We start from the raw sequence: 24,091 nt of genomic DNA on the forward strand, positions 1-24,091 counted from the left end.
GTCACACCGTATCGCCGCGATGGTGAGTCGATCTCGTGCTTACCTGCCTTGCACATTCCGGCTACCCACAAGCCCAATGCAGTACTTCAAGGGAGGCTGTGGACCGCTTCGACGCATGTGCCATACGCCGTGGATTAAAATATACCTTCAAGTATATTTAGTTGTAAATACTTAAAGGTATATTTTGCGTACGTAGTAAGTAAACTATTGATTTGAAGGTTAATTTAAATGAGGTTTGAAACGGGTGAAAAATGAAGTGCAGCTGCTGTGACTACGAGGAAAGATTCACAGCAACATAATTTTGGGTGGGGTTATTTATTGATTAATCAAGGTGATAGCTATTTTTGCTGGCTACATTCTAACTTGGCGATTAGGGCAGATTAGTGATTTTTGCATCTACTACAACGCCTATAATTCTGCAGTTGCCGTCAATCTCTGTCATTGGGTACTGAGGATTTAAGGGCTTCAGAAATTTTCGGCCAGCGTCGACAACTAATTTTTTAAATGTTGCCTCATTTTCAGAGTCGAGCTTAGCTACCACAAGTTTTCCGCTGCGTGGCTCAACAGCAGGATCAACCAGAATTGCCATCCCTTCTGGAATACTCAGTCCAACAGGGGATGTCATAGAGTCGCCTTTTACATCAAGCCAAAAAGAGTCCTCTGAACATTCAACAGTTGTTTCATACCAGCGGTCAATACCGCGACGATGATAAGGTTCTACAGCTTCCATCCATTGCCCTGCGCTCACCCAGCTTATTACCGGATAAGCCCCTTGTGGTTCGTTAAGTCCTGCATAAGAAACGTTATTATCAGTTTTATCAGCAAGACCGTCCATCCAGCCTCTGTGCAGCTTTAGTGCATCTTCTATTTGCCTGGCTGCCTGCTCACCAATGTTTCTCTTATTTGCTTTTCCTTCCGGATAAAGCATGCGCGAAACGACAGTAGGATCCATGCCCACTGTTTCTGCAAATTTCCTCTGCGTTTCATGACGCGATACCAGCTCTTGAAGCTTCTTGCGCCTGACTTCGTAAATTGCGTTGTTCGTATTTTCTTTCATGCCGGCATCTTACGAAAATTTACTCTTAGGTAAATGACCTGTGAGTATTGAATAAAATATACTCCTGGGTATACTTTCACTGTTACCCAATGGAGGCTTCATGGAAACGTTAAGAACGTATCTCAACAGTCTGGCGTTCAATAAACAGCGTGAATTCGCCGAAAGCTGCGAGACCACGATTGAATATCTTCGCAAGGCTATCAGTAAGGGGCAGAAGTTAGGCCCGGCTTTATCAGTTTTGATTGAGTCCAACTCAGCTGGTGCAGTCAGCAGAAAAGATCTTCACCCAAGCGATTGGTCGAAAATCTGGCCTGAATTGAATCCTAAAGAAAACGCAGCGTAACGGTAACTACCAAAGGAAAAACAAGATGGTAGAGCACACTTTAAAAACTGTTGTTAAGGCGATGTGTAAAGCCTATCCAGGTGGACGCGAGGCGATGGCTGGTGCGCTTGGTATGAGCGTGACGCAGTTCAACAACAACCTTTACGAAAAAAACGGCTGCCGTTTCTTCGAGGCTTCCGAGCTGGAAGCGATGGAAGACATCTCCAACACCTCTTGCCTGGCTGACTACTTTGCCCGGCGCCGCGGATGCCTGCTGGTGGAACAGCCGAGTATGGAAGACCTCGATCGCGTGGACCTTTTCAGCCGTTCGATGAGGACAGCAGCAGCGCGCGGATACGTTGACCAGATTATTCAGCAGGCGCTGGAAGATGGGGTGATTGAGCAGGATGAAGCAGAAGAAATTATGGAATGTCACCGCCGCCATATGGCTGCGCGTGAAGAAGAGATTGCAGCGATTATCGCGTTATTCAGCCGCAAAAAGAAGTGACGCCAGCGGGTTGCAGCCCCTGGCGTCGTGGCGTGTCGATCAAAGTGTGGAGATACCTACGCATGAACAGTTTAAACCGATTCCGGCCAGCTAAGCAATTCCGCTGCCCACCGCTGGTGGGGCGTGATGCACCGTTCGGCTATGTGGAAATAGTACGTGGCACAGAGGGTAGCCACAACTACCAGACTGCTGGCGCGCTGGTAGGAGCATTCGCAGCGATGAATGAGCAGGGGCGTAAAGAATGGCTGAAGTTGACAGGTGGTTCCGTGACAGAAGAGGCATCCCCGTCCGTGTCATACGGTGGGAGCCAGAATCGCGCCGCGTTATCTATCTGCGGAGTGACTACCCTCACGAATGCTTCAAACCACTCCAAATCTTCAAGCGCGATTTCAGAGAAATAAAGGACGACCATGAGCACTAAATTACAAGGCTATGTCTGGGACGTTTGTGCCGCCGCTGGCATGAAGCTGACCAGCGTTGCCATCATGGCGCGCCTGGCCGACTACAGCAACGACGACGGCGTGTGCTGGCCTTCTATAGAGACCATTGCCCGCCAGCTTGGCGCGGGTGAAAGCACCGTGCGCACGGCGATCGGCAAGCTTGAACAGGATGGCTGGCTTTCCCGTCAGCAGCGCCGCAAAGGCAACCGTAACGCGTCGAATGTCTATCAGCTCAACGTGCAAAAGCTTCAGGCCGCTGCCTTTTCTCACCTGTCAGAATCTGACACCTCAAAATCTGACGGGTCAAATTCTGACGCCTCAAAATCTGACGCGTCGAAATCTGGCAAAAACGGCGGTTTTCACCCGTCAGAATCTGGGGGGGATCCGTCAGTAAATTCAAAACAAGATCCATCAGATAAAAATCAAAACCCTTTCTGTCCGGTTGCTGCGCAACCCGACGATGCGGTGAGGGTTACTGACCAGGCTAAACAGGTTCTGACTTACCTGAATCAGCAAACCGGATCGCGGTACCAGGTATCGAAAACGTCGCTGGAACACATCCGGGCTCGCCTGGGTGAAGGATTCAGCGCTGAAGAGCTGAAGCTTGTCGTGGATTACACCAACGAGAAGTGGAGCGCAGATTTGCAGATGGCGACATACCTGCGCCCGACCACGCTTTTCCTGCCGAGCAAATTCCCTGGCTACCTGCAGGCCGCGACGAAGTGGAACGAAGCAGGGCGCCCGGCGCGCCGCAACGGCGAGTGGGTCAGCAGCACAGCTTCCCGTGCGACATTCCAGAACGTCGATTACTCGCTGCCGCAAAACTCGGGGTTCCGCTCATGATGGCTGATACGGCAGCAGCACTACCAGTGGCAGAACCGGCGCCGCGCGTATGGCAGCGTCCGTTCCTGAAATGGGCTGGCGGGAAATATTCCCTGATGCCTGCACTGGATCGCCTCATCCCGACGGGTGCGCGGCTTGTTGAGCCGTTTGTCGGTGGTGGCTCGGTTTTTCTCAACTCAGGTAAGCACGAAAGATTCCTGCTGGCAGATGCCAATCCGGATCTGATTAACCTCTATCAGATGCTTGCCGTTGTGCCAGAGCAGGTAACGGTGCTGGCGCGCCAGTTTTTTACTGAAATGGGTGACGAGCGGAGTTACTTCGCCGTTCGCCAGGCATTCAACTCGCAGCAGATGACCGGACCAGCGCGCGCCGCCGCTTTCCTGTATCTGAACCGCCACTGCTTCAACGGGCTAATCCGCTACAACCGCGCCGGCGATTTCAACGTCGGCTGGGGTAAAAAAACTGGTCCGTATTTTCCGGATAAAGAGCTGCTGGCTTTTGCTGCTGTGGCGCCCAAATGCGTTTTCATGAATGCCGGTTACCTCCGCACGCTGTCGCTGGCAGGTAAAGGCGATGTCGTTTACTGCGATCCGCCCTATGAACCGCTGCCGGGTACGGCGGGTTTCACGAACTATGCCGCCGGCGGTTTCGTATGGGCTGACCAGGTGGCGCTGGTTGAATCCTGTGTTGCGGCACATCAGCGCGGCGCGCGGGTGGTGATCAGCAACTCGACGGCGCCACGGATTATCGAGCTCTACGAAGAGCATGGCTTCACGCTGCATCAAGTCAGCGCCCGGCGGTCCATTTCCAGTAAAGGCAGCACGCGGGAAAACGCTGCTGACATCGTGGCAACTCTCTGAGGAGGCAGTGTGAAAATGAATCTGTTAACAGCCCGCCAGCAGCAAATACTGAGCCTGATTGTGGCTTTCCATAAAGAGCATGGGATCCCGCCGACGCAAAAGGAAGTGGCTGACCTGATGGGCGCAGCATCACCGAACGCGGCAACTGAAGTTCTGCGATCCCTTCAGCGTAAAGGCGCTATCACCCTTTTACCGGGCGTGTGCCGCGGTATCTCCATCAACAGCCCGGTCGCAGAAGATGAAGCAGTTTCGCTGCTGCGCTCGCTGGTGGCCGGTGAAGAACATGCGAGAGACCAAGCGATCTCCTTCCTGAAAATGCGCGGGGTTGCCGTATGAAGTTGATCCTGCCGTTCCCGCCGAGCGTGAACACCTATTGGCGCGCTCCGAATAAGGGTCCGCTCAAGGGGCGCCATCTCATCAGTGCTGCTGGTCGTGCATTTCAGAGCGCAGCCTGTGCGGCCATCATCGAGCAGCTACGCCGCCTGCCGAAGCCGTCGACCGAGCCCGCAGCAGTAGAAATCCTGCTTTTTCCGCCCGACGCGCGCCGCCGGGACATCGACAACTACAACAAAGCGCTTTTCGATGGGCTGACGCATGCCGGCGTGTGGGAGGACGACAGCCAGGTGAAACGGATGCTGGTTGAGTGGGGGCCGACAGTGAAGGGCGGCAGGGTGGAGATTACGATCACCAGGTATGAACCAACAGCGGTTGCAGCCGCTTAACGGAGATACGCATGCAACAGATGAACGCAGTACCCGCTTTTACCCCGGCGGCAATGATGTCGGGGCAGGAACTGGCGATGAGTAGCCAGGAGATCGCTGATCTGGTTGAGTCACGTCACGATAGCGTCAAACGGACAGTAGAGCGACTGGCAGAACGCGGCGTTATTCAACTTCCACCAATGGTGGAAGTTGCCAATCACCTCGGGCAGGCCGTCGCCGTGTACCAGCTTTGTAAGCGAGACAGCTATGTCGTGGTGGCTCAGCTCTCGCCAGAGTTTACCGCCCGCCTGGTCGACCGCTGGCAGGATCTGGAGAGCCAGCAGGCGATGCAGGTACCGAAATCCCTGCCGGAAGCTTTGCGCCTCGCTGCTGATCTTGCCGAGCAGCAGCACCAGCTCAAACAGGAACTGGCCGCCGCAGCGCCGAAGGTGGAATTTGTGGATCGCTACTGCTCTGCGGGTGGCTCAATGTCTTTCCGCCAGGTGGCGAAGCTGCTTAACGCCAAAGAGCATGAGTTTCGCATGTTCCTCATTGACAACAGGATCATGTATCGCCTCGGCGGGGGGCTGACGCCGCACCACCAGCACATTGATAACGGTCGCTTTAAGGTGAAAACCGGCACCAGCACCGACAATGGCCATGCTTTCAGCCAGGCGCGCTTTACGGCAAAGGGGATCCAGTGGGTCGGCGGCCTGTGGGCGGCACACAAAGCGCAGGGGGCTGCGAGGTGAGGGCACTGCTTAATCCGATCGTCGTGGCAGAGCTGGGTCTCGTCATGTTCAGGCCGGGCGCCAGCCTGCTGATGCATTTCCGCCGCGGGCGTATGCTGCTGGAAAATGAGCCGGAACGCCTGGCGGGTATGCCCAACGGCGAACTGCCACCCGCCGGGCAGCCACTGGCCGAGGATCCTGCGCTCGCTGGTGTTTTTGAAAACGATGCGGTGCTGCGCCGCGCTGGTGGCATCGGTGGGCTGGAAAGCTGGCTGATGGAAAACGGTGGCTGTCAGTGGCCGCATGAGGACTGGCACGCGGAGAACATCACCACGATGCGCCACGCGCCCGGCGCGCTTCGCCTGTGCTGGCACTGCGATAACCTGCTGCGTGAACAGACTACAGAGCAGCTGGCGCACATGGCGCGGGCGAACTGCGCGGCTTACATCCTCACCACCGCACGCCGTGAACTGGGTTTCGACGATTCGCATACGCTCACGCTACCGGAATTCTGCTGGTGGCTCGCGCGCAATGGCCTGGCAGATGCCCTGCCAGAAGATGCCGCCCGGCAGGTGCTGAGGATGCCAAAGCCGGTGATCAGGTCCGTCACCCGCGAAACAGAACTTGTGCCCGGCGAACTCCTCGGACGCGAGATAGTGGAGGAAGTGGCTAAGCAGGTGCTGGCGCTGAATGTGGATCCGGAAACGCCGGAATCCTTCATGCTACGCCCGAAGCGCCGCCGCTGGGAGAATGAGAAGTTCACCCGCTGGGTTAAAACGCAGCAGTGCATGTGCTGTGGCAACCCGGCAGACGACCCCCATCACCTGATAGGCCACGGGCAGGGTGGGATGGGTACGAAGGCGCACGACCTGTTTGTGATCCCGCTTTGCAGAGCGCATCACGACGCGTTGCACGCTGACACCGTGGCATTCGAAGCGAAATACGGCGACCAGTTAGCGCTGATGTTTCGGTTTTTAGATCGTGCGCTGGCTATTGGCGCGCTGGCGTAAATTGTGGAGACGCTATGAACCTCGAATCATTACCGAAATTTTATTCCCCGAAATCACCGAAGCTTAACGATCAGACGCCAGCGACCGGCGGTGTCGCGCTGACTATCACCGATGTAATGGCAGCCCAGGGCATGGTGCAGTCGAAAGCCAGTCTCGGTTTTAATCTCTTCCTGGCGAAAATGGGGATTCAGGATCCGGCACCTGCTATTGATGGGCTGATGCAATACGCGCTGGCGCTGAAAAACCCGGTTCTGGGGAAACTGAGTGAGAAGGCACGCGGCGAAGTTCTGCCGGTGCTGGTGCAATTTGCCTATGCAGATTATTCGCGTTCTGCAGCCAGTAAATCGACCTGCCCACATTGCGAAGGGAAAGGCGTGGTGCGGGAAATGCAGGACGTGGTTAAGCACCCTGGCGTTAACGGCGTAGAGGCAACGGTTAAGCACGAAGCCGTAGAAGTGATGTGCCAGCACTGCACGGGAAAAGGAGAGGTGGGCACGGCCTGCCGCGGCTGTAAAGGTAAGGGGACCGTGCTGGATGAGAAGAGAACCAATCTCCTCGGCGCACCAGTCAGGAAAGTTTGCGGTCGTTGCAACGGAAACCGCTTCAGCCGTTTGCCTACAACACTTGCGCGGGTGCGCATAGAGAAGATTATCCCTGATCTGACCAGCTACCAGTGGTACAGCGGTTATGGCGATGTAATCGCGCTTTTGGTGACAAAATGCTGGCAAGAAGAGGCTTTTGCCGAGGTGCAGCTGCGCAAAGTTACAAGATAGATGCATATTCGCGATTTTTAGCGACACGATGCTTGCAATGTCCGAAAAAAATGGTTAGTATTTTCCTAACGATGGGCATTGTGCGTGTCTCGTTATATAAATTAATCCTGAGCCTCGCTTTAGCGGGGTTTTTTATTGCTTGAAATATTCGTTTTTGCATCTGCTAACATAACTATTTATCTTCATATTTCTTGAAAATTATTGATTTCAATGCCGATTCATAATCATTAATTTCTGAAATTGAAAGGCTGTTTTCATATTTTTCCACGAACATTTCTTCAAGTGTTTTGATAAGTTCATCTCTGCTAAACTCTTCCCGAGACTGAGAATTTATAAAGCGCAAAATTGCTTCGCCTACTATGGCGTCAGTATTTTTGATAAAGGTTCCTTAGTAAATGATTATTCGACGGAACCTAGGGAAAAGTTCTTTTTTATCAGTAGGTTTCAGGGTGGGTAAGTATTGCATGAAGTAACAACGATTTTTCAAGCATACACGCTTTACCTTATGAAAGCTTTTATTTTAAGAAAGAATTAAATTTATAGATTTTTTTGCCAGTTCTTAAATAAAATTTATCTTCAAGTACCGCCTGGAGCGCATCAGGCGTGGCCGTCGCAGAAAGCGTAATAAACCCTCTAATTAGAATTTCTCAAGGCTGCCATCTGGCGGCTTTCTTCATTTCAGTCCACAGGAAAACTATCAAGGCCACATTGTCGAGTGCAGCCTTGGCTCCTGACTCTTTAAATTACACAGCACCGACCCTTTACAGGCGGAGGTGGAGATGAAACGTATGCCGGACAAAGACGCTGGTTTCTGGGCAGGTCTTATTGCCTGGCTATACAGCCACAAAACAGAATGGGGATATGCAGGTGTGGCGGGCATGTTTTCTCTGCTGCGAAGTGCTTATGCGCAGTCCTCATGGAGTAAGCGTGTTCTTGACGCCGTGTCGTGCAGCGCACTGGCATTCTTCGCCGCGCCGACGCTTCAGGTGGTCGGGGGCGTTCTTAACTGGAATGTCCCCGATACAGCCGCTCAGGTTTTCGCGGTGTACATCGGGTATGTCGGCAATGACTACATAAGCGAGAAGTTGCGCGGGTGGATTAGCCGCAGAACGGGAGATAACAGTGAAAATCAGTCCTGACGGTATTGCCCTGATTAAGCGCGAAGAAGGTGAGCGCCTGAAAGCGTATAGCGACACCAAAGGTATTCTGACGATCGGCGTCGGTCATACCGGGCCGGTGGATGGCCGCCCCATCACTCCGGCACTGACCATCAGCAAAGAGAAATCAACCGCATTGCTTCTAACTGATATCGCCTGGGTTGAGAAAGCTATTAACGCCAGCGTGAAGGTGCCGCTTACCCAGAATCAGTATGACGCACTGTGCAGTCTGGTCTTCAATATCGGCAAAAAGGCTTTCGAAGATTCCACCGTCCTTAAGCGGCTCAATGCCCATGAATATCACGGCGCGGCTGATGCTTTCCTGATGTGGAAACGCTCCGGTAACGATCCGGATATTCTCCTGCCGCGCCGCCAGCGTGAAAGAGAGGTGTTTCTGACATGAACCCGATCAACCTCATAAAGAACTATTCGCACATCATCGTTATCGGCCTGATTTGCGTGGCGCTGTGGGGACTGAATGCCCGTAACGCCCAGTTAACAGCCACTAATGAGCGGCTGGAAAAGCTGGCGAACAGCAAAGACGACCAGATTAACGATCTGCGATCGAAAAATGACGGCCTGGCCGCCAGCGTGGGTGAGCTGGTTACCGCTGTCAGGCAGCAGAACCAGGTAATGTCTCAGGTCACTGAACAGCGCACTGTAACCGCACAGCAGAACCGGAAGCTACAGAATGAAATTAAGCAATACCTTGAAGCTGATAAGTGTGCCCAGTCTCGCGTTCCTGACAATGCTGCTGACCGGCTGCGCGCCGCAGCAAAAGCCGCAGGTGGAGTACCGGACAATAAGCCAGCCGCAAATCAGCCTGCCGGCAGAGCTGACATCACGCATTGATGCGCCAGAGCCGCCGGACGGAATGACGTTCGGTGACAGCGTTCAGCTCAGTGCGCAGTTATACGGGCTGGTGGAGCAGTGCAATATCGATCGCGCTGCCATTAGGCAGATTGAAGAGAGCAGACAGCATGGAAAATGAAATGACTCAGGGCTTCGATGATCCGGTTAAATTCCGTGAAGAGTGGGATAAGAAGACAGAAGGGAAGTAGTCATTACAAAGCTCATCTGCGGGTGGGCTTGATAATGCCGTATCTTTTAAGAAGCCAAAGATTATATGCCAGGCATAGCGTTTCAATGATGTAGCAGAGGGGTTTTCTCAAGGCGATAATAAAAAGGATTTTTTCGTGCGTAGTCACAATAGTAACCTCCAGGATTTTTATGGACGTGTACGCCTCGATTGTGAGGCTTCTATTGTGTAACTTTTTTCTTGCCCGAATCGTCTGTCTACTGCAGTAGACAAAGTGGATAAAGCTTGTAACGCTAATCAAGGTGCGATCACTGCAAGGATATTTGAGCAGTATCACATTTTGCTGTCCGTAGTGCCCAAAATGCAGAAGTGCCATTTGGTATTATTCATGTACCAAATGGCTTGTATCAGAGGGTGGAATAATGCAATACAAAGTAGACAATGTGCGTTTGTCCTCAACGGAGCACGCGCAATCTGTTAATGGTGAATTTAAGGCTCCCGAGGGGGCATTTCTTACCAGCATCTGCACAGAAACCGGAAATTTTACATATAGCTACATAGAGGTAGCAATCGAGGATAAATGGTATCCCATCAGCCTAATGAACAAGATTTAAGGGATATTTTTCCGAAAGCCCCGCTTTTGCGGGGTTTTTTATTTCTAATTCATACGTATGTCGAAATGTAAGGTGATTCAATGAATGAAGCAAAACCACAAGACGGCAGCACCGTGAAAGGCTACCGCACTTTAACTGATGGCGACATTGAGCGCATGAACCGCCTTAAAGGTGTCAGTCGCCATTTTTGCAGTCTTCTCGATACCGAGCGGGAAATCGTAAGCGCTGAGCTTTCTGAGACGGCGAATCACTCTGTCGAAGCGCAGGAAGCTGCGCGCTGCCTGGCTATTGCCCGCACCAAAATGCAGGAAGCCTGCATGTGGGCATGTCGTGCAGTTGCACGCCCCGACGGAGACTGCTGAGGCATTACAGCAGGCATTCACTGAGTGTCTGTGATAATGCTATATTATCCCCTCACCTTTGAAGGGGCGGGTTATGAAAATAGATCACGATTATTTGAAAGGACTCTTAGAAGCTTTCGAAGCTTCAGGTGAGCCACAAACTGATATTAGGAAACTACAGGATGTGGGATACGACTTTACAACAGATAATTTCTTATTCCATATGCGGTTATTAGACGATCGTAATTTGATTGCAAGAACAGATGGAAATTATGGCTTTGGTTATGATGAAGGTGCCGATACTGGTGGCTCTTGGAGTGTTTTACCATTACGTCTCACCGCAAGTGGTCATGATTTCCTCGAAGCCCTTCGAAATAAGGAAGTATGGAACACTGTAAAAGATGGCTTTAAGGATGCCAGTATTGGAACTTTAGTTGATGTGTCGAAACGGCTGTTTGAAGGTTTTGTTCAGAAAAAGATCGACAATATTTTAGGCTCCTAGTCACTATTTAAGAATCTTTATTTAAGCCACGCAAAGCGGGGCTTTTTTATTGCGCCTCGCATGCGCTAAACAATCGTGAGTCTTTCAGTCGTGAGCCTGGGGAACGCTGCTTTCTCGGGCGGCTGCCCCATGCGACAGGCTCACATCTAAAAGGAAGCTTTATGCAGGTCACTATCGATGGTGTCCCGTACGCGCCTGTTTGCAAACCGGCCACCAGCCGTATCGGCATAGCTATCTCTACGCACAATCGCGCTGCTGTTCTAAGCAAGGCGCTGGAGCATCTTCTCCGACATTTACCTGTCGGCGCGCTGGTGGTTGTCGTTGACGACGGTTCACAACCACCAGCAGCGGTCACCGACGGCGTGAAGTTAATCCGACACGATACATCGCTTGGTATTGTGGCCTCGAAGAACGCCAGCCTTACCGCGCTGATGGATGCCGGGTGTGAGCATCTTTTTTTGTGGGACGATGATGCCTGGCCGATCGCTGATTGCTGGTGGCTGCCTTACATCGAATCACCCGAGCCACATCTGGCTTATCAGTTTCTCGATCTGTCTGGTGCGCGCAAGCTGAACGATATTGCGGTGCTGTATCGAGACGATCAGCATATCGCCTACACCGGCCAGCGCGGCGTCATGCTCTATTACCACCGCAGCGCGATTGAGCGTGTCGGCGGCTTCGACCCGATTTATGGTCGCGGCATGTATGAGCACAGCGATCTCGCCCTGCGCATCCACAATGCCGGACTAACGTCGTGGGCGTTCGCTGATGTGGTCGGCTCTGAAAAGCTGATCCACTCCCTCGATGAGCATGAGCTGGTGGAGCGTTCGGTACCACGTCCGGATCGGGAAGAGCAGGTAAAGCACAACGTCAAAATTCACAACGCGCGCCGCGATACCGGTTTTACCGGCTACGCCCCGTATCGATCGCAACGCAATGTAGTGATCACCACGCTGCTGACCAGCGAGCCAGACCCGCAGCGCGGTACCAGAATGACAGCCACACCTGACCTGCTGACGAAGTGGGCCGGTTCGTTGCGCGGCTGCGGGCGGATTGTGCTGGCTGATGAACTGGCAACCGCGCCGGCTGATGTAGAACTTTGGCGCGTTCCCGCGGTGAAGATGAACTGCTACTTCAGGCGCTGGCTGCATATCTGGCAGCACCTTCGAGATCATCCTGAGTATCATTTCGTCTGGTGTACTGACGGTACCGATGTAGAAATGCTCCGGGAGCCATGGGCAGATATGGTGCCTGGCAAGGTGTATGTCGGCTCTGAACCAAAAACATATGCCGATGCGTGGGCACGCCAGCACCACCCGGAGCGTATCTATCAGGCCTTCCTCGATGAGCATAGCGCTGATGTAATGTTAAATGCCGGGCTGCTTGGCGGCCTGCGCGCTGACGTGATGGAGTTTGCGCACGGCATAGTGCGCCTTTATTACCTGCTGGAGTGTCACCGCTTCTGGAAGACAGAGAAAGCACCGGCAGCTGTCGGCGATATGCTGGCGTTTGGCATTGTGGCTAAACGCTTTGGCGATCGCATCATCACTGGTCCACAAGTACATACTGTTTTCCGCACTAACGGTATCGGCAAAGAAATAGCCTTCTGGCGCCATAAGTAATTTCGCTTAACTTTCTTATTCCTTTTTTATGGGAGGTCTTCTTATGCCTAAAAAAAGGCCGCTTGAAGAACGATTCTGGGAAAAGGTTGATAAATTCGGACAGCAAGATTGCTGGATTTGGCGAGGTGCAACTGCGCAACCTACAAATGGAAACCATGTTAAGCCGCAAATTTACGGAAAGATTGCAGGGCCCAGAACGCCATCAGGAAGGACTATATGGCTCGCCCACCGATTATCTTGGGTCATGAAAAATGGCGAGATTCCTGAGGGTATGTTGGTTGATCATAAGTGTCACAATACCCTATGTGTGAATCCCGCCCATTTGAGGTTAGTAACGCCTAAGCAAAACAGCGAAAACCGATCTGGATCAGCAATCACCCGCAACTCATCTGGTAAGCGCGGAGTGAGATGGAATCCGCAAGCTGGTAAATGGCATGCTTACTATAGCCATAACAGAAGGTCTCACTTCGTTGGTCTGTTTGATGATCTTGATGAGGCAGCAGAAGCCGCACGTCAAGCCCGTAATAAGGTTTTCACTCACAATGATGCAGACAGATATTAGCTTTGTTGTGGTCGGGCACCACGCCCGGCGAGAGCAGGCCGAAAGGCTGGCTGACTCTCTTGGCGCTCACCTGCTGGTTGACGAGCGCGACAGGGGTGCCAACTGGAATCACCGCCGCGCGCTGGTGTGGGCTGGTGAGCAGGCATGCCGTGTGGTCGTTCTGGAAGATGATGCGCTGCCGGTTGCGGGGTTTAAGGAAAAGGTGGCTGACTGGCTGGACTGCTTTCCTGACCAGCTCTGTTCTTTCTACCTTGGCACCGGCCGCCCGCCGCAGTACCAGCTTGAGATAGCGACAAAACTCATTGCTGCTGATCGCATCCGTGCCGATCACATCACTATGCAGCGTCTCATGCATGCTGTCTGCTACAGCGTTCCGCCAGCTCTGTTACCTGACCTCCTGTCACGCTGGGACGCAGGTAAGCCAGCTGACTTCGCCGTGGGCGATGCCTGCGGCGGCCCGGTTGTTTATCCCTGCTGCTCACTGGTGGATCATGCTGACGGTGATCCCGTTGAGAAGCATCCCGATCGTCAGCCCCGCCACGAGCGGCGAAGGGCATGGAGGTTACATGGCTAAGCTAACGACCCTGAAACCCCGGCTTAAGGTCACGGACACTCGACGCATCAAACCCGTTTACGGTGAGCAGCGGCGTATCAGTGGCAGTGTGCGTGTGGGGCTTAAGCGCCGGCTGTGGGTACGCGACGGAGGACATTGCTGTATGTGCGCACGCGCTGTTGATCTGCATGAGAGCGAGCTTGACCACCGCATTGCGCTACAGTTCGGCGGCGACAACACAGAGCGCAACCTCTGGACGCTATGTAAGGAATGCCATGCCGGAAAATCCGCGCGCGAAGCAGCCACGGCCAGTCCGGATGATGAAGCCCTGAAACATGCCGTGCCCGAAGGCGCTGACGGACAGGGAACAGTCATATTTTGATTTAAATGAAAATGATTATCATTTGATTGATGGATTAGTTGCATTTGTAACTATTCCATTTGTAATGATAGTGATTCTCATTGCCGGGGGGGGGAGGGCTCAAAAAAAAGGCTGATCACCCTGTACACCGCCCCCTCCCTCACGCAGAGAAAAAATCCCCTTCTGGAGGGTATAAACATGTTAACAGCGCAGAAGAGAAAATTCGCGGTGGCGCTGATGTCCGGCATGTCTCAGAAAGATGCGGCAGTAAAGGCGGGCTACTCGGAGAAATCCGCGCGGTCAAAGGGGTCGCAGCTTGCAAAAGACCCGGAAGTCACCGCTTTTATTGCCCGTAAAAAGCAAGAAACCGTCACCGTGGATGAGGTGCCGGAATACCGGAAAAATGTTTATACCCCAGCGGTAAACACCCCGGAAAAAATTCCGCAGCCGGAAGTGCCGCCGGCGGCCGGTCAGTATGACGATCCGCTCAAATTTCTTATGGCAGTGATGAACGACTCCACTGAGGACATTGACACCCGGAAGGATGCGGCAAAGGCCATGCTGCCTTATGTTCACCCCAAAAAAGGGGAGACGGGCAAAAAAGAGGCGCGCAACGCTGCGGCAAAAGTGGCCGCGGGCGCGAGCAAGTTCGGATCTATGGCACCGCCAAAGCTGGTGGTGAATAACAAAGAGGGGTAATCCATGGCGCAGTGGTCCACGGCCTGCACCGACTGGGAAAACCGCCTCATCGACGGCGAGTCCATTATTCCGCCGCCCATATTCGCTGACCAGGCTGAACAGGCGCTGAGCATATTCCGCGAACTCCGTGTTTCAGACCTCCCGGGAAAGCCCACATTCGGTGAGTGCTCCGAGGCGTGGGTGTTCGACTTTGTGAAAGTCATCTTCGGCGGGTACGACGCCGAGACCGGTAACCAGCTGATCCGTGAATACGGTCTGCTGATATCGAAGAAGAACACCAAGTCGACGATTGCCGCCGGCATTATGCTGACCGCGCTCATTCTCTGCTGGCGTGAGGACGAGGAGCATCTCATTCTGGCACCGACAAAAGAGGTGGCCGACAACAGCTTCAAACCTGCCGCCGGCATGATCCGTGCGGATGAAGAACTGACAGATATGTTCCAGATTCAGGATCATATCCGCACCATCACCCACCGGGTCACGCGAAACACCCTGAAAGTGGTGGCCGCTGATACCGACACGGTCTCCGGGAAAAAGTCAGGGCGGATCCTCGTCGACGAGCTCTGGCTTTTCGGCAAACGCGCCAACGCAGAGGCGATGTTTATGGAGGCACTCGGCGGACAGGTATCGCGCAATGAAGGCTGGGTGATTTACCTCACCACGCAGAGCGATGACCCGCCGGCGGGCGTGTTTAAGGAACGCCTCGATTACTGGCGCGATGTGCGCGACGGCAAAATCAGCGATTCGAAAACGCTGGGGATCCTCTACGAATTCCCGGACAGCATGATCCAGACCAAGGCCTACCTTCAGCCTGAGAACTTCTATATTACCAACCCGAATATCGGCCTTTCCGTCAGTCCGGAGTGGATCGCCGATAACCTGCGAAAGAACCAGGCGAAAACTGACGGCACGCTGCAACAGTTTCTGGCGAAACATCTCAACATCGAAATCGGTCTCAACCTGCGCAGCGACCGCTGGGCGGGCGTCGATTTCTGGGAGCAGCAGGCGAGGCGGGTGAGTTTTAACGATTTGCTGCAGCGCGCGGAAGTGATCTCGGTCGGCATTGACGGCGGCGGGCTTGATGACCTGCTGGGGTTCAGTGCCGTCGGACGCGATGCCGAGACGCGGGAATGGCTCTGCTGGTGTCATGCCTGGGCACATGAAATAGCAATCCGGCGCCGTAAAAGCGAGGAGTCCCGGTTTAACGACTTTGTGAAAGCCGGTGACCTGACCATTGTGAAGCGTGTCGGGCAGGACACAGAAGAGGTGGCGGAGTACGTCAGCCGCATCCACACCGCCGAGCTGCTCGACAAAATAGGCATTGACCCCTCAGGCGTGGGGCAGATCCTCGACGCACTTATCGAGGCGGAGATCCCCGCTGATGCCGTGGTGGGCGTCAGTCAGGGCTGGCGCCTCGGCGGTGCGATAAAAACGACCGAACGCAAGCTTGCCGAAGGTGTGCTGGTGCATGCCGGGCAGCCCATGATGGCCTGGTGCGTGGGCAATGCCCGCGTCGAGCCAAAAGGCAATGCGATCCTCATTACCAAGCAGGCCAGCGGCAAGGGCAAGATTGACCCGCTCATGGCGTTGTTTAATGCCGTTTCGCTTATGGCGCTGAACCCTGAGGCGAAGAAGCAGGATTATCAGGTGCATTTCATATGACAGCTATGTCAGTCAACAACCCGCTCCGGCGGGTTTTTTCGTTTCAGGAGGCAGCAAAATGACGCTTAAACGCGCATGCACCCTCATGACGGTGAAAGCGGTAAACGAGGATGAGCGGATCATTACCGGCATCGCCTCCACGCCATCGCCGGATCGTGACGGGGACATTATGGAGCCGGAGGGCGCGAAGTTTCGCAGCGACACACCGTTTCTCTGGCAGCACGACCGGTCTCAGCCCATTGGTACCTGTACCCCAAAAATGGTGAAAGAAGGGCTGCAGATCACCGCAAAACTGGTGAAGCCCACCGCGGATATGCCTTCCCAGCTGGTTGCCCGGCTCGATGAGGCCTGGGCATCCATTAAGGCCGGGCTGGTGCGCGGGCTCTCCATCGGCTTCCTCCCCATTGAATATTCGTTCCTGGACGAGGGCGGGATCCGCTTTCTGTCCTGGGACCTTCTTGAAGTTTCAGCTGTGACCATTCCGGCAAACGCCGAATGCTCAATCAATACCGTGAAATCTTATGACCGCCAGTTACTCGCCGCGTCCGGCAATGAGAAACAGGTAGTTAAATCGACCCAGCCCGCTGGCGTTACAGCACCCAAAACCAATACCAAAAAAGGAAACAGTTCGATGAATATCGCAGAACAAATCAAAAGCTTTGAAGCGAAGCGTTCGGCGCTGGCGGCGTCTCTCTCTGAGATTATGGCGAAGGCCGCCGAAGATGGCCGTACGCTGGATGCTGAAGAAGAGGAGGGGTACGACAATACCTCCGCTGAAATTAAATCTGTCGACTCGCACCTGAAGCGACTGCGCGATATGGAATCCAGCATCGCCCAGACTGCCAAACCGGTCAGCAAAGCCGCCGGTGGCGATGTCAATACGGTGACGATCAGCGCGCCGGGCATCATTCGTGTAGAGCAGAAGCTGGAAAAAGGTATCGCCTTTGCACGCTTCGCCAAAGCGCTGGCCGCTGCAAATGGCAGCCGCTCCGAAGCGCTGGAAATTGCCCGCAAGCAGTATCCGGACGATGCGAAGCTGCATCACGTCCTGAAAGCCGCCGTTGGCGCAGGCACGACCACAGACCCGAAATGGGCGGGCGCGCTGGTGGAATACCAGGAATATGCACAGGACTTCGTCGAATTCCTGCGACCACAGACCATTATTGGTCGTTTCGGGCAGGGTAACATCCCGGCGCTGCGGCAGGTGCCGTTCAACATTCGTATTCCGGCACAGACCTCCGGCGGGTCCGCGAACTGGGTGGGCCAGGGTAAGGCGAAACCGCTGACGAAGTTCGACTTTGAGTCGATCACCTTCAGCTTCGCTAAAGTGGCCGCTATCGCGGTGCTGACCGACGAGCTGATCCGTTTCTCCAACCCGGCAGCCGATGCGCTGGTGCGTAACGCCCTGGCTGAAGCGGTTATTGCCCGCCTCGATACCGACTTCATCAACCCGTCCAAGGCAGAAGTAGCCAATGTCTCGCCTGCTTCAGTCACCAACGGTATCGCCGGCATTCCGTCCACCGGTAATCCGGACGATGACGCTGCGGCGGCTTTTGGCGTATTTGTCGCGGCTAACCTGCAGCCGAATGGTGCTGTCTGGCTGATGTCCAGTACCAGCGCGCTGGCGCTCTCGATGCGTAAAAACGCGCTGGGCCAGAAAGAGTATCCGGAAATGACGCTGCTGGGCGGCACATTCCAGGGGCTCCCGGTCATTGTCTCCCAGTACGTCGGCAACCAGCTGGTACTCGTCAACGCACCGGATATCTACCTGGCCGACGACGGCGGTGTTGCCGTGGATATGTCCCGCGAAGCCTCGCTCGAAATGCAGAGCGATCCGACCGGGGATAGCGTGAATGGCACGGGTACCGAGCTGGTGTCTATGTTCCAGACCAACAGCGTGGCTATCCGCGCCGAGCGCTGGATCAACTGGAAGCGTCGCCGCACGGCAGCCGTGGCGGTGATTTCCGGTGTGAACTACGGCACGACCCAGACCAGCTAACCGACTCAGGAGGGCGGGGGAAACCCCGCCATATTGCATGGCAAAAATCAGGTATCTGCAACGCACACATGACTCGCGACCCGGTAACGAAAAGACCGTGGACGATCCGTGTGCAAGGGTGCTGGTGCTGCTGGGCATGGCTGAGTACACCGGCGCGAAGCGCGCGGGGGGCGGGAAAAAGAAAAATAATACGGGGAACGGCTGATGTGGAATCCTTTCCGGAGAAGAGAAAAAGCACTCCAGCAGCCATCAGATCGCGGCGGCTGGATGTCCCTTATCAGTGAGCCTTTTGCGGGGGCCTGGCAGCGTAATCTGGAAATCAACCCGACAACAGTGCTTTCCTTTCACGCTGTGTTTTCCTGCATATCGCTGATCGCAAGCGATATCTCAAAGATGCCCCTGCGGCTGATGCGCCGGGACTCGAACGGCATCTGGAAAGAAAACAATAACGGTACACCGGCGAGGATTTACAAACGCCCGAATGCGTTTCAGAACCGGATGCAGTTTTTCGAGTGCTGGCTCAACTCGAAGCTTTGCCACGGGAATACGGTTGTCCTGAAGATCCGGAATACTCGCGGGGATATAACCGAACTGCGCATCCTGGACTGGAACAAAGTGACGCCGCTGGTGGCGGATGACGGATCTGTTTTCTACCAGATCAACCCCGACAACATGACGGGCGTCGAGGCTTCTGTGACGGTTCCCGCACGCGAGGTGATCCACGATCGCTTCAATTGCCTGTTTCATCCGCTAATCGGTCTCTCACCGATTTATGCGGCTGGCCTGGCTGCGATGCAGGGCCACCATATTCAGGAAAACTCAGCGCACTTTTTCCGCAACGGCAGTAAGCCGAGCGGGGTCATCGAAGTGCCCGGCACCATCACTGATGAAAATGCCCGGAAACTGAAAGCGAACTGGGACACGGGCTATACAGGCGAAAATGCGGGCAAAACGGGGCTGCTGAGCAATGGCGCAAAATACAACCCCATTTCTATGTCTGCTGACGATGCGAAGGTCGTTGAGCAGTTGCAGATGTCAGAAAAAATTGTCTGCTCAACGTTTCACGTCCCGGCCTATAAAGCCGGTGTCGGTGATCTTCCTTCTTACGACAACATCGAGGCGCTGGAGCAGCAGTATTACTCGCAGTGTCTCCAGACGCTGATTGAGTCGATCGAGCTGCTTCTGGATGAGGCCTTCGAACTGGAAGACGATGCCGGTACCGAGTTTGACGTCAGCGCGCTGCTGCGTATGGACAGTGAACGCCGTATCAAAACGCTGGGTGAAGGCGTCAAAAACACTATCCTCACGCCGAATGAGGCGCGGCGCAGTGAAAACCTGCCGCCGGTGACGGGCGGTGATGAACTGTATCTGCAGCAGCAGAATTTCAGCCTGGGTGCGCTGGCGCGACGCGATGCCTCTGACGATCCGTTCGGCAAAAAGAGCGCAGCGGCGCAGCCAGTCAGTGATGAAGGAAAGGCATTGTCTGACGCAGAGCAGGCGGCAGCAAAAGCCATGCTCAGAGGATTGCTTACCAAATGAATGAACGTGAATTAACTCTCATCAAAGTGCTGGGTGAGGAGTTCGGGCTTGTTCTTGATGAAATGCGCGCAGGGTTCAGTAAAAGCATCGAGCAGCAGCGCCTGGCCTTCGACGTAAAACTCACCCGCCTTGAAGAACTCATCGCAGATATCAAAAGCGCAGAACCGCCGGATCTGTCGGCGATGGTAAGGGACGCCGTCTCTCAGCTGCCTGAGCCAGAACTGCCGCAACTGCCGGATATCGCTTCTATGGTCAGTAATGCGGTAGCCGCCATACCACCTGCGCAGGACGGCAAAAGCCTGACACCAGAGGATGTTGCGCCCCTGCTGCAGCAGATGGTGGATCGGGCGGTCAGCGCAATGCCCGTGCCCCGCGATGGCAAGGATTACGATCCGGACATGCTGCAACAGGCCGTGAAAGCGGCAGTGGATGACGCCGTAGCGGCAATCCCGGTACCGCAGGACGGCAGGAGCCTCACGCCTGACGATGTGCAGCCGATGCTCCAGGCGCTTGTTACGGAATCAATGCCGGTTCTGCCTGATGTCAAAACACTGGTCAGCGAAGCTGTTGCCGCACTACCCACACCCGAACCGGCCAGAGATGGCGAGGACGGTCGCGACGCGCTGGCGCTGGAACTGCTTCCCTTTATTGATGAGGGGAAAAGTTACCCGCGAGGATCTTACGCTACCCACAACGGCGGGCTGTGGCGCGCCTATGAAAAAACGCATGGCATGCGCGGCTGGGAATGTGTGGTGGATGGCGTGGCGGGCGTTGACATTGAGCGTTCAGACCAGCGGCGTTTTACCCTGACAATTAACCGCGCGAGCGGTGGCAGCGAAACCAAATCGTTTGACGTTCCGGTCATGATTTACCAGGGCGTTTTCAAATCCGGTCAGGACTATCTGCCCGGCGATACGGTGACATGGGGCGGTTCGCTCTGGCACTGCGACGAACCGACGCAGGATAAACCCGGCGAAACGGGCTCGAAAGGCTGGACACTTGCCACCAAGCGCGGGCGTGACGGGAGGGATAAAACGTGATTGAGCTCGTGACTCTCGAACAGGCAAAGGATCACCTGCGCATAGATGCTGATGCCGGTGATGACGATCTTAAGCTGAAAATTCAGGCCGGTAGCGCCGCCATTCTTGCTTATGTCCAGGGCAGCCGGGAGCGAATCGTTGCCGGTAATGGCGCTCTCATTGAAGGCGAGCCGCTGCGACGCGCACAGACAGCGCTGCTTATGCTGCTGGGCTGGCTCGACCGCAACCGCGGTGGTGAAGAGGAAGAGAAGCTACAACAGGGGGAGCTGCCGTTCTCGGTCACAATGCTTATCTACGATCTTCGCTGCCCCACCATTCTCTGACCGGAGGCGTTATGCATGCTGGGCGCTTGCGCGACCAAATCACCGTTATGAATTCTGTTCCCGTCCGCACCCCCTCCGGTGATGTTAAACCGGAATGGCAGGAGGGTAAGACTGTCTGGGCTGAGGTGAAAGGTATCAGTGGACGGGAAATCATCTCTGCCGGCGCTGAAAAAGCCGAAGCGACTGTCCGGGTCTGGGTCCGGTACCGCAGTGACATTTCAGCCGCATCACGTCTGAGCGTTAAAAGTGGTGCCTTCAAAGGCCTGACGCTGGAAGTGACAGGGCCGCCCATCCCGGACGCCGGGTGCACTCAGCTCGAAATTCTCTGCAAACAGGGGGTAAAACCATGATAGGTACCAGCCTCGATTTCTCCGGTCTGCTCGACTTGTCGGAAGATCTCGCCACGCTCAGCAAAGCGGAAAACCGCAAGGTGATGCGCGATGCCACGCGTGCCGGGGCAACCATTTTCAAAGATGAGGCAGTAAGCCGCGCGCCGGTGAAAACGGGGAAACTCAAAAAGAATATCGTCGTGCTGACGCAGCGTGAGCGCAACGGGGCGATATCTTCCGGTGTTCATATCCGTGGTACCAACCCGCGCACCGGCGCCAGCGACAAGACGATGAAAGCCAGCGATCCGCGTAATGCCTACTACTGGCGCTTTATCGAAATGGGTACCTCGACCATGCCGCCCGTGCCGTTCGTCAGACCTGCCTATGAGGCGCGTGAAGAGGATGCGGTAAACGCCGCGTTCGCCGAAGCCAATGCGGCGATCGACAGGGTGCTTTCAAAATGACCGAGGCCGACGTTTACTCGCTGATCGGCGCGCTGGCCGACGGACAGGTTTACCCCGGCGTGGTGCCGCTTAACACCCAGGGTGAACCGGCAGTTGCGCCGCCGTGGATCACATTCACGCTGGTGGTTCAGACCTATGGCGACACCTTCTGCGGTCCGGCGGAGGAAGACACAGCCCTGCAGGTGGATGTTTACGCGTCTTCAGTGGATGAAGCCCGCGCGTTGCGAGAAGAGGCGATCGCCGCGCTCACGCCGCTGGCATTCACCCGCCTGAGCAAAACCGGCGGTTACGAGCCCGAAACAGGCCTGCGCCGTGCAACGGCAGAAGTCCACGTCCTTCAGTAATCCCTACCCACTTAACCCCAGGCCGCCGCGAGGCGGTTTTTTTATATCCGGAGACAGCTATGTCCGCACTTTATGAAAAATCGCAGTTAACGAAGATCCTGATCTCTTCGCTGCCGGCAACGAAAGATACGATGGCAAGTGCCGACTATCTTGATCTGAGCTGCACGCTCAAAGAGGTCCAGTTCACCGGTGGCCAGAAACAGGACATCGACGTCACCACCCTGTGCTCGACCGAACAGGAGAACATCAACGGCCTGCCCGCTCAGTCGGAGATTTCGCTGTCCGGTAACTTCTTCAAAAATGCGGCGCAGGATGCACTGCGTGACGCATATGACAACGACACCACGTATGCCTTTCAGGTGATCTTCCCGTCCGGTAAAGGCTTCCGTTTCCTGGCTGAAGTGCGTCAGCACACCTGGTCATCCGGTACCAACGGCGTGGTCGCGGCCACCTTCTCTCTGCGCCTGAAAGGCAAACCTGAAAACATCGAACCCGGTTCGTAAGGAAAATCATGTCCATTAAAGAGCTTGCCCTTGCGAAACACTCCGGGTTTCGTCATAAAACCGTCACCGTGCCAGAATGGGGCGGTGTGAATGTTGTTCTGCGCGAGCCATCCGGTGAAGCCTGGCTGCGCTGGCAGGAGATCGCTGGTACCGATATCAAGGCTGAAGAGCTTTCGGTTTCGGAACGCGCGAACCGCAACCTGCGCGCTGATGTCGCACTTTTTCTCGATGTGCTCTGCGACGAGGATAAACAGCCGGTCTTTACCCCGGACGATGAATCGGAAGTGCGTACCATCTATGGCCCCGTGCATTCTCGTCTGCTTAAACAGGCACTCGATCTGATCGCATCCGGGGATGGTGCCCGGGAAAAGTCGCCACCCCCGGCGTTAAATTCCTGATGTCGCTTGCGCTCCGTATGGGGCGCACTCTTTCAGAGCTCAGGCAGAGCATGACCGCCAGTGAAATGTTGATGTGGATTGAATACGACAGGATAAGTCCGGTCGGCGATATCCGCGGCGATATTCAGGCGGCGCAGATCGTCTCTGCCGTATATGGCTCGCAGGGTGCAAAAGTGCCGCTGAGTGATGCCATTCTGCAGTGGGGGGGAGAAGAGCAGCAAACAGACAAGGATCCGTTTGCCGGGCTTGAGGAGGCTCTAATTGAAGCATCATCATAAGGGCGGGAAACCGCCCTATCTTATTTAAGAAACGAGAAAAATAGGATTATGACAAATATAAAAACAATGGCTCCAAGTACTTTACCCATATTTTCGAAGTCTTGAGATTGCTCCTCTATTTTTTGGTTAATTCTCAACGTTTCATCATTAAAGGTTTTTGCTAACGCATCCATTTCTTCAGCTAGAGTGGCATATATACATGCTTGAGCATCTTCTGGCTCATTCTCGAAGAAATTATCTATTTCGTCACCACTTTCTAAAATTGCCAGATGTGTGTTTTCCCCCTCAGAAGATATATAACTAAAATAATCGCTCTGGAGTTTTGCTAGCTCCCTTATTTTAAATCGAATGGGTTTGTAAGATATTAAATCATCGGCTCTTTCTCTTATTTCGTAATAATCATCCGGACTGCCAGGTATTTCGAATTTTAAGCTCAACATCTTTCTCTCTGCGTTAGATATATTCAGACATTCTTAACCATACAGCATGGTAAAGAGCAATGATCAAAATTTCTTCA

At 54.4% G+C, this 24,091-nt stretch carries 32 protein-coding genes and 1 pseudogene; 31 read left to right on the forward strand and 2 right to left on the reverse strand.

The genetic code is table 11. From position 1 onward, the window contains the following. Nucleotides 1-370: 370 nt before the first annotated feature. Nucleotides 371-1,057 carry a LexA family transcriptional regulator gene (locus tag EH164_RS08910; RefSeq protein WP_124967974.1) on the reverse strand — a complete coding sequence of 229 codons (687 nt, stop codon included), beginning with the start codon at nucleotides 1,055-1,057 and terminating at the stop codon, nucleotides 371-373. 100 nt (nucleotides 1,058-1,157) lie between these two features. Here EH164_RS08910 and EH164_RS08915 point away from each other — a divergent pair, with 100 nt between their 5' ends. From EH164_RS08915 to EH164_RS09065, 31 genes and pseudogenes are all read left to right on the forward strand, one after another. Beyond that, on the forward strand, nucleotides 1,158-1,400 hold the full coding sequence (locus tag EH164_RS08915) for a Cro/Cl family transcriptional regulator (RefSeq protein ID WP_124967975.1): 243 nt from the start codon (nucleotides 1,158-1,160) through the stop codon (nucleotides 1,398-1,400). 25 nt (nucleotides 1,401-1,425) lie between these two features. Beyond that, nucleotides 1,426-1,887, forward strand: coding sequence for a YmfL family putative regulatory protein (locus tag EH164_RS08920; RefSeq protein WP_124967976.1), 462 nt, complete (start codon nucleotides 1,426-1,428; stop codon nucleotides 1,885-1,887). A gap of 241 nt (nucleotides 1,888-2,128) precedes the next feature. Next, a complete protein-coding gene (locus EH164_RS08925) occupies nucleotides 2,129-2,308 on the forward strand; it encodes a DUF4222 domain-containing protein (protein WP_124967977.1) in 180 nt (59 codons plus the stop codon). Beyond that, complete coding sequence (locus EH164_RS08930) at nucleotides 2,298-3,170, forward strand: conserved phage C-terminal domain-containing protein (protein WP_124967978.1); 873 nt, start codon at nucleotides 2,298-2,300, stop codon at nucleotides 3,168-3,170. Before EH164_RS08925 ends, EH164_RS08930 begins: the two co-directional genes overlap by 11 nt. Beyond that, nucleotides 3,167-4,030: a Dam family site-specific DNA-(adenine-N6)-methyltransferase gene (locus tag EH164_RS08935; RefSeq protein ID WP_124967979.1), complete on the forward strand. Its 864-nt coding sequence runs from the start codon at nucleotides 3,167-3,169 to the stop codon at nucleotides 4,028-4,030. The genes EH164_RS08930 and EH164_RS08935 overlap by 4 nt, the downstream gene beginning before the upstream one ends. A gap of 15 nt (nucleotides 4,031-4,045) precedes the next feature. Next, on the forward strand, nucleotides 4,046-4,366 hold the full coding sequence (locus EH164_RS08940; RefSeq protein WP_124967980.1) for a LexA family transcriptional regulator: 321 nt from the start codon (nucleotides 4,046-4,048) through the stop codon (nucleotides 4,364-4,366). After that, nucleotides 4,363-4,752 carry a RusA family crossover junction endodeoxyribonuclease gene (locus tag EH164_RS08945; protein WP_124967981.1) on the forward strand — a complete coding sequence of 130 codons (390 nt, stop codon included), beginning with the start codon at nucleotides 4,363-4,365 and terminating at the stop codon, nucleotides 4,750-4,752. Before EH164_RS08940 ends, EH164_RS08945 begins: the two co-directional genes overlap by 4 nt. 11 nt (nucleotides 4,753-4,763) lie before the next feature. Further along, nucleotides 4,764-5,483: a phage antirepressor KilAC domain-containing protein gene (locus EH164_RS08950; protein ID WP_124967982.1), complete on the forward strand. Its 720-nt coding sequence runs from the start codon at nucleotides 4,764-4,766 to the stop codon at nucleotides 5,481-5,483. Next, on the forward strand, nucleotides 5,480-6,472 hold the full coding sequence (locus tag EH164_RS08955; protein WP_124967983.1) for a DUF968 domain-containing protein: 993 nt from the start codon (nucleotides 5,480-5,482) through the stop codon (nucleotides 6,470-6,472). Before EH164_RS08950 ends, EH164_RS08955 begins: the two co-directional genes overlap by 4 nt. Before the next feature lie 14 nt (nucleotides 6,473-6,486). Further along, complete coding sequence (locus EH164_RS08960) at nucleotides 6,487-7,245, forward strand: antitermination protein (RefSeq protein ID WP_124967984.1); 759 nt, start codon at nucleotides 6,487-6,489, stop codon at nucleotides 7,243-7,245. Nucleotides 7,246-8,024: 779 nt separating this feature from the next. After that, the gene (locus EH164_RS08965; protein ID WP_223284278.1) at nucleotides 8,025-8,384 is read left to right on the forward strand and encodes a phage holin, lambda family; all 360 of its coding nucleotides are present in this window, start codon (nucleotides 8,025-8,027) and stop codon (nucleotides 8,382-8,384) included. Next, complete coding sequence (locus tag EH164_RS08970) at nucleotides 8,368-8,805, forward strand: lysozyme (RefSeq protein WP_124967985.1); 438 nt, start codon at nucleotides 8,368-8,370, stop codon at nucleotides 8,803-8,805. Before EH164_RS08965 ends, EH164_RS08970 begins: the two co-directional genes overlap by 17 nt. Further along, nucleotides 8,802-9,254, forward strand: coding sequence for an Rz lytic protein (locus EH164_RS08975; RefSeq protein ID WP_124967986.1), 453 nt, complete (start codon nucleotides 8,802-8,804; stop codon nucleotides 9,252-9,254). The genes EH164_RS08970 and EH164_RS08975 overlap by 4 nt, the downstream gene beginning before the upstream one ends. A gap of 881 nt (nucleotides 9,255-10,135) precedes the next feature. Further along, nucleotides 10,136-10,417 carry a hypothetical protein gene (locus EH164_RS08980; protein WP_124967987.1) on the forward strand — a complete coding sequence of 94 codons (282 nt, stop codon included), beginning with the start codon at nucleotides 10,136-10,138 and terminating at the stop codon, nucleotides 10,415-10,417. 73 nt (nucleotides 10,418-10,490) lie between these two features. Further along, nucleotides 10,491-10,898 carry a DUF2513 domain-containing protein gene (locus EH164_RS08985; RefSeq protein WP_124967988.1) on the forward strand — a complete coding sequence of 136 codons (408 nt, stop codon included), beginning with the start codon at nucleotides 10,491-10,493 and terminating at the stop codon, nucleotides 10,896-10,898. A 161-nt stretch (nucleotides 10,899-11,059) separates the two neighbouring features. Next, complete coding sequence (locus EH164_RS08990; protein ID WP_124967989.1) at nucleotides 11,060-12,520, forward strand: glycosyltransferase family 2 protein; 1,461 nt, start codon at nucleotides 11,060-11,062, stop codon at nucleotides 12,518-12,520. A gap of 271 nt (nucleotides 12,521-12,791) precedes the next feature. Next, complete coding sequence (locus EH164_RS22920; protein WP_370277266.1) at nucleotides 12,792-13,082, forward strand: AP2 domain-containing protein; 291 nt, start codon at nucleotides 12,792-12,794, stop codon at nucleotides 13,080-13,082. Then, nucleotides 13,063-13,656 carry a hypothetical protein gene (locus EH164_RS22725; protein ID WP_124967991.1) on the forward strand — a complete coding sequence of 198 codons (594 nt, stop codon included), beginning with the start codon at nucleotides 13,063-13,065 and terminating at the stop codon, nucleotides 13,654-13,656. The genes EH164_RS22920 and EH164_RS22725 overlap by 20 nt, the downstream gene beginning before the upstream one ends. After that, nucleotides 13,649-14,017, forward strand: coding sequence for an HNH endonuclease (locus tag EH164_RS09005; protein ID WP_124967992.1), 369 nt, complete (start codon nucleotides 13,649-13,651; stop codon nucleotides 14,015-14,017). Before EH164_RS22725 ends, EH164_RS09005 begins: the two co-directional genes overlap by 8 nt. Before the next feature lie 177 nt (nucleotides 14,018-14,194). Continuing rightward, nucleotides 14,195-14,695, forward strand: a complete 501-nt coding sequence (locus EH164_RS09010) for a terminase small subunit (RefSeq protein WP_124967993.1) — start codon at nucleotides 14,195-14,197, stop codon at nucleotides 14,693-14,695. A gap of 3 nt (nucleotides 14,696-14,698) precedes the next feature. Further along, nucleotides 14,699-16,357 carry a terminase large subunit gene (locus EH164_RS09015; protein ID WP_124967994.1) on the forward strand — a complete coding sequence of 553 codons (1,659 nt, stop codon included), beginning with the start codon at nucleotides 14,699-14,701 and terminating at the stop codon, nucleotides 16,355-16,357. A 58-nt stretch (nucleotides 16,358-16,415) separates the two neighbouring features. Further along, entirely contained in the window at nucleotides 16,416-18,356 is a 1,941-nt protein-coding gene (locus EH164_RS09020; RefSeq protein WP_124967995.1) for a phage major capsid protein, read from the forward strand. A 204-nt stretch (nucleotides 18,357-18,560) separates the two neighbouring features. After that, complete coding sequence (locus tag EH164_RS22735; protein ID WP_124967996.1) at nucleotides 18,561-19,895, forward strand: phage portal protein; 1,335 nt, start codon at nucleotides 18,561-18,563, stop codon at nucleotides 19,893-19,895. After that, entirely contained in the window at nucleotides 19,892-20,935 is a 1,044-nt protein-coding gene (locus tag EH164_RS22740) for a phage gp6-like head-tail connector protein (protein ID WP_124967997.1), read from the forward strand. Before EH164_RS22735 ends, EH164_RS22740 begins: the two co-directional genes overlap by 4 nt. Beyond that, the gene (locus EH164_RS09035; RefSeq protein WP_124967998.1) at nucleotides 20,932-21,258 is read left to right on the forward strand and encodes a head-tail connector protein; all 327 of its coding nucleotides are present in this window, start codon (nucleotides 20,932-20,934) and stop codon (nucleotides 21,256-21,258) included. Before EH164_RS22740 ends, EH164_RS09035 begins: the two co-directional genes overlap by 4 nt. Nucleotides 21,259-21,269: 11 nt before the next feature. Beyond that, nucleotides 21,270-21,608, forward strand: a complete 339-nt coding sequence (locus EH164_RS09040) for a phage head closure protein (RefSeq protein WP_124967999.1) — start codon at nucleotides 21,270-21,272, stop codon at nucleotides 21,606-21,608. After that, on the forward strand, nucleotides 21,605-22,051 hold the full coding sequence (locus EH164_RS09045) for an HK97-gp10 family putative phage morphogenesis protein (protein ID WP_124968000.1): 447 nt from the start codon (nucleotides 21,605-21,607) through the stop codon (nucleotides 22,049-22,051). Before EH164_RS09040 ends, EH164_RS09045 begins: the two co-directional genes overlap by 4 nt. After that, nucleotides 22,048-22,395, forward strand: coding sequence for a DUF3168 domain-containing protein (locus tag EH164_RS09050; protein ID WP_124968001.1), 348 nt, complete (start codon nucleotides 22,048-22,050; stop codon nucleotides 22,393-22,395). The genes EH164_RS09045 and EH164_RS09050 overlap by 4 nt, the downstream gene beginning before the upstream one ends. A 59-nt stretch (nucleotides 22,396-22,454) precedes the next feature. After that, nucleotides 22,455-22,874: pseudogene (locus EH164_RS09055) on the forward strand (hypothetical protein); the annotation flags it as partial. Between the two features lie 32 nt (nucleotides 22,875-22,906). After that, nucleotides 22,907-23,296, forward strand: a complete 390-nt coding sequence (locus EH164_RS09060; protein ID WP_124968003.1) for a phage tail assembly chaperone — start codon at nucleotides 22,907-22,909, stop codon at nucleotides 23,294-23,296. Further along, nucleotides 23,296-23,574 carry a DUF4035 domain-containing protein gene (locus tag EH164_RS09065; protein WP_124968004.1) on the forward strand — a complete coding sequence of 93 codons (279 nt, stop codon included), beginning with the start codon at nucleotides 23,296-23,298 and terminating at the stop codon, nucleotides 23,572-23,574. The genes EH164_RS09060 and EH164_RS09065 overlap by 1 nt, the downstream gene beginning before the upstream one ends. A 20-nt stretch (nucleotides 23,575-23,594) precedes the next feature. Here EH164_RS09065 and EH164_RS09070 read toward each other — a convergent pair whose 3' ends face one another. Beyond that, complete coding sequence (locus EH164_RS09070; protein WP_124968005.1) at nucleotides 23,595-24,014, reverse strand: hypothetical protein; 420 nt, start codon at nucleotides 24,012-24,014, stop codon at nucleotides 23,595-23,597. Between the last annotated feature and the right edge of the window lie 77 nt (nucleotides 24,015-24,091).

This window comes from Kosakonia sp. CCTCC M2018092 (genome assembly GCF_003864115.1).
Classification (GTDB): Bacteria; Pseudomonadota; Gammaproteobacteria; order Enterobacterales; family Enterobacteriaceae; genus Kosakonia; species Kosakonia cowanii.